2 protein-coding genes are annotated in these 5,648 nt (G+C 43.5%); both read right to left on the reverse strand.

Annotation, left to right across the window (positions count from 1 at the left end):
* Positions 1-218: 218 nt before the first annotated feature.
* The gene (locus B2V92_RS00740; protein WP_293303898.1) at positions 219-1,379 is read right to left on the reverse strand and encodes an efflux RND transporter periplasmic adaptor subunit; all 1,161 of its coding nucleotides are present in this window, start codon (positions 1,377-1,379) and stop codon (positions 219-221) included.
* Between the two features lie 12 nt (positions 1,380-1,391).
* Positions 1,392-5,648 (reverse strand): CusA/CzcA family heavy metal efflux RND transporter (locus B2V92_RS00745; RefSeq protein ID WP_293303900.1); only part of this gene is annotated, 4,257 nt, incomplete at its 5' end.

Raw genomic sequence — 5,648 nt, forward strand, 5'->3', positions numbered from 1 at the left:
AAACAAGTTCAGGATGACGTATCGTGTTGGAATTGAGTTTGCACAGTTACCCCCTGAGCGGAGTCGAAGGGTAAACAATTAACCATAGTCAGTTTACAGTTATCAATTTGCAGTCACCAATGAACTAATGAACAAAAGAAAGTAGTCCAAAGTCCTTAGTCGCCAGTCCATAGTCAGTTAACCGATTTAAACAATTAACCGATTAACCAACCAATAAACTAATGTTCTTCCTCCTCCTCATTCTTCACTTTACTTAAAAGATCATAAGCGCCTTTTACCACCACTTTGGGTTTAGTAATCGTTTCTGCAAATGATACCTGTGTATAACCATTTTCGGTAACATCGGTTTTCACTTCCATCATGCGGTAGCGATAAGCCATTTTTGAGGCAGATTGCTCGATAAACACATATTTCTTGCCTTCAAACTCCACAATGGCGACATCGGGCAGGGCCTCTACCTTATTGGCGCCGCTTTCTACATAAGCTTTAAGGTACATGCCCGGTAGTAACTGTGTATCTTCTTTATCAAGGTGGCAATGCACCTGTACGGTACGTTCTTTGCTAATTTCGCGACCGATTAAATGTACCGTTGCCATGCGTTCTTTTTCTTCGTTGGCTAAAGTAAAGCGCACTTTCTGGCCGATTTTAAGTTTCGGCACATCCTTTTCAAAAACAGTAAGTTCGGCATGTAAATGTTCGGTATCGGCGATCTTGAAAAGCTCATCTGTAGTACTTGCAAAAGCCCCGATATTGGTATTTACCTGGGTAACATAACCGGCCATTGGCGCATAAAGGTTAAAAGTTTTTAAAATCTTTCCTTTTTCCAGAGCAGCGAAATCGATATTGATTAACGAGAGTTTAGAACGCTGCCCCATTAACCTGGCACTTACACTTTGGTACTCGCTCCTGGCCTTTTGAAGCGCTTTTTTGGAGTTTACATTTTCTTTGTCCAGCTCTTCCTGCCTATCCAATTCCTGTTTTAAAAACTGTAACTGACTTTTATAATCCAGGTAATCCTGTTGCATCTGGATAAACTCCGGGTTTTGCATTACAGCAACCAATTCGCCTTTTTTAACCCTTTTCCCCTGCAACATAGAGGTACTTTTCACAATCCCTTCTAAAGGCGTAGAGATAGAAACCAAACTCTGTGGTGGTAAATCGAGCATACCGTTAACCTTTGTAGTACCACTTAATTCTTTTAATTCGATCTCACCAAGGGTAATTCCGGCCAGTTGATGTTGTTCGGGCGTTAAAGTAACGATGTCGCTTTCTGTGTGAGCGGCTTCTTTTTCAGGTGCTTTTTCAGCCTTCGGACTTCCACAGGCACTGAGATACAGCACCAAAGTTAACAGACTTAAATATTGATATATGGATTTCATTGTTTCTTCTTTTTATAATGGATTGGAATTACCGGTGAGGAATTCGATGTGGTTAATACTTTGATTTAGCTGTAATAAAGCCATCAGGTTGCTTTCGTAAATGGTATTTGCCTGTTTCAGGTTAAGCAGGTATTCGGAATAACCGATCTCCCCATTCTGGTAGGCAATACGGCTGTTCTTTAAAATCAACGCTGCGTTGGGCAGCGCAGAGCTTTGAAAATACCCATAGCGATCTTTGTTTTTAAGGTATTCGCGCAGTACCTGCTGATATTGTCCGCTTAACCTGCGCTCCTGCAGATCGAGGTCGCTGGTGGCAATATCCTTACTGATGGCCGCAGCTTTAGCCTTTGCCGAATACGATTTATAAAACAACGGGAAAGCCACACCTACCTGAAAGCCCTGGAAACGTTTATCCTGACCAAAATACACCTCGCTGCCGTTTACATTCTGAAAACCGGTAAGCGATTGGTTAAAATAGCCCAAAGTAATATCGGGAAGCGCTTTTGCCAATTCTACTTTGCGTTGTTTATCGGCAATAACAATCTGCTGCCTGAAATAAGCCAATTGTGGATTTTCCTTTACCGTTGTACTGTCAGATAAGGGAATGATATTTTTTTCTTTAAGGTACTTTTCGGTAATCTCAGCAGTATTAACCCCTAATAAGGTAAATAACTGACTGTTATAAATTTCGATATCGGCCCTATTCTGCTCCAGCTGACTTTGCACTTCTTTTAACTGGGTTTCGGCAGCTACCTTTTCCAATAAATTGCCTTCACCGGTTTTATATTTCAGCGATGCTGATTTTACAAAACCTTTATAAATACTGTCTTGCTGTAAAAGCAGTTTCTCTTTCGAGTACAGGTACTGGAGGTTAGTATAAACCGTTTTTACCTGATAAATCAACTCGTTTTTGGTAGCGGCTACCTGAAACTGGCTTGCCTTGATTTTTTCATCGCCCAAAGCCGCATTTGCCGAGAAAAGCGTTGGGAAAGGGATAGTTTGCGTAAGGCTAAAGTTTTTGTCGTTTTTAACCAGGCTGTTGTATTGTCCGTACATCATCGAAACATCGATTTTGGGCATTTCGAAAGCCGTTTTCTTTAACTGTTCCTGCAAATTAACTCCTAAACTGGCACTGCTTACAGCTTTATTATGCTGCAAGGCCGATGATATGGCCTGATTTAAACTTAAACCCGTTGTTTGTGCCTGTGCAGATGGAATTGCAAAAAGAGAACCGATTAAAATCAACAAACCTGCTACAGGAGCAATTTTAATCTTTTTATTCCCCATTTTTTCTACCCAGATGTAAAGGATCGGCAATACCAAAAGGGTAAGTAAAGTGGCAGAAAGCAAACCACCGATTACCACCGTTGCCAGTGGACGCTGTACCTCGGCACCGCTTCCGCCCGAAATGGCCATTGGTAAAAAACCCAGTGAAGCAACCAAAGCCGTCATAATTACCGGGCGAAGCCTGATTGATGTACCTGTTTTTATAATTTCGAGCATATCTGTAATTCCTTCTTTTTTTAACCTGTTAAATTCACTGATCAGCACTATCCCGTTAAGTACGGCCACGCCGAACAGGGCAATAAAACCGATACCCGCAGAAATACTGAAAGGCATTCCCCTTGCCCACAGCGCCAGTACCCCACCAATAGCCGATAATGGAATAGCAGTAAAAATTAACAGCGCATGTTTAATGGACGAAAATGTAAGGTAGAGCAATAATAAAATCAGCAGTAAAGCCAAAGGAACAGCAATAGCCAGCCTTTTATTCGCCGCCTGCAGGTTTTCGAAAGTACCCCCAAAGGTTGGATAATAACCGGGCGCAAATTTTATATCGCTATCTATTTTCTGCTGTATTTCCTTTACAATGCTCTCTACATCCCTGCCCCTTACATTAAAACCAATGGTAATCCTACGTTTGGCATCATCGCGCTGGATCTGGTTGGGCCCTTCTTTATATTCGATATCGGCCAGTTGCTCTATCGGGATCTGGTTGCCATTTGGTGCGGTAACGAAAAGGTTTTTCACATCTTCCAGCGATTGCCTGTTCTCTTTCTCGAGGCGCACCACCATATCAAAACGTTTTTCGCCCTCAAATACCAAACCGGCAACCTCACCTGCAAAACCCGAACGGATGGCGGTATTTACATCTTCTATATTAAGGCCGAACTGGGCAATTTTATCGCGGTGAAACTTGATCACCACCTGTGGCAAGCCCGAGGCCTGTTCTACATACACATCCTGCGCGCCTTCAATCTTACCGGCAATTGCGCCTATTTTCGAAGCATAAGTGCTCAGTTTGGCAAAATCCTCACCGTAAACTTTAATCACCACATCCTGGCGGGCACCCGTCATCAGTTCGTTAAAACGCATCTGTATAGGCTGCTGGAATCCAAATGTTACGCCTGGGATATATTGCTCCAGCTTTTTCTGCATTTTATCCGCAAGTTCATCCCTGCTGTGCGCACTTGTCCAGTCGCTTTTATCTTTCAGGATAATCATCAGGTCGCAGGCTTCAACCGGCATTGGGTCGGTTGGGATTTCACTCGAACCGATCTTCCCGATCACTTCCTTTACTTCCGGAAAATTGGCTTTTAATACTTTTGCGGCACGGGTAGAGGCTTCGATGGTTTGCGATAAACTGCTTCCGGTTAATACCCGTGTTTCTACTGCGAAATCTCCCTCTTCTAAAGTGGGGATAAATTCTGCCCCGAGATAATTGAAAATGATTAAACAGATGGCAAACAGGGCCAGTGCAATACCTACTATCAATACCCTCGCCCTGATGGCAAAATTGAGCATCGGGGTGTAAACCCGCTGGAAAAAAGCCATTATCCTGTCGGAAATGTTCTTTTTGGTACTGATGGTTTTATTGAGGAACAGCGCACTCATCATCGGCACATACGTTAACGACAGAATAAAGGCCCCAAGGATGGCAAAAGCTACCGTTTGCGCCATTGGCCTGAACATTTTACCTTCAATTCCTACCAATGCAAGGATGGGCAGGTAAACAATAAGGATAATAATTTCGCCAAAAGCAGCACTGTTACGGATTTTTGAGGCCGATTCGAAAATCTCCTCATCCATTTCCTGCTGGCTTAAACGGTTCCGGTTTTTACGTAGACCCAGGTGATGGAGCGATGCTTCTACAATAATTACGGCACCATCTACAATCAGTCCGAAATCTATCGCGCCAAGGCTCATCAGGTTTCCGCTTACGCCAAAAAGATTCATTAAACATACGGCAAACAGCATCGCTAATGGAATTACCGAAGCCACAATCAATCCGGCGCGGAAATTACCCAACAGCAATACCAGTACAAAAATCACAATCAATGCCCCTTCTGCAAGGTTTTTGGCTACAGTGCCAATCGCATTGTTTACCAATTTTGTACGGTCGATAAAAGGCTCAATAGCCACACCTTCGGGCAGGTTTTTAGCAATCTGCTCCATCCGGGCTTTTACATTGGCAATTACTTTTGATGAATTGGCCCCTTTAAGCATCATTACCACGGCACCAACCACTTCGCCCTGATCGTTGCGCGTCATAGCACCATAGCGGGTAGCTGCACCAATCCTTACTTCGGCCACATTGCGGATCAGTACCGGAGTGCTGTTGGCATTGGTGCGCACCACAATGTTTTCGATATCTTCGATACTGTTGATCAAACCCTCGCTCCTGATAAAATAAGCATTGGGTTTCTTATCAATATATGCACCGCCCGTATTCTGGTTATTTTTTTCGAGGGCTGTAAATATATCGCTGATGGAAATATCCATACTCCGGAGTTTATCCGGATTAAGTGCAATTTCGTACTGTTTAAGGTAGCCCCCAAAACTGCTTACATCGGCTATACCTTCTACCCCTAAAAGCTGCCGGCGTACAATCCAATCCTGAATAGTACGCAACTCGGTAGCATCGTATTTTTTTTCGTATCCTTTTTTAGGGTGGATTACATATTGGTAAATCTCGCCCAAACCGGTGGTTAAAGGCGCCACCTCGGGCGTTCCAATCCCTTTTGGGATATTCCTTTCTACTTCTGCAAGGCGCTCGCTTACCTGTTGGCGGGCCCAGTAAATTTCTACGTTTTCTTTAAAAACAACGGTAACCACCGAGAGTCCGAAGCGACTAAAAGAACGGATTTCTTCTATCCCCGGTATGGTGGCCATGGTTTGCTCAACCGGGTAGGTTACAAACCTTTCTATATCCTCTGCCCCGTTGCTGGGCGAGTTGGTAATAATCTGTACCTGGTTATTGGTAATATC

Source organism: Pedobacter sp. UBA5917 (assembly GCF_002432345.1).
GTDB lineage: Bacteria > Bacteroidota > Bacteroidia > Sphingobacteriales > Sphingobacteriaceae > Pedobacter.

Excerpts from the sequence above, each read along its gene's own strand:
- B2V92_RS00740 (WP_293303898.1), bottom strand. The coding sequence starts at position 1,379 with ATGAAATCCATATATCAATATTTAAGTCTGTTAACTTTGGTGCTGTAT.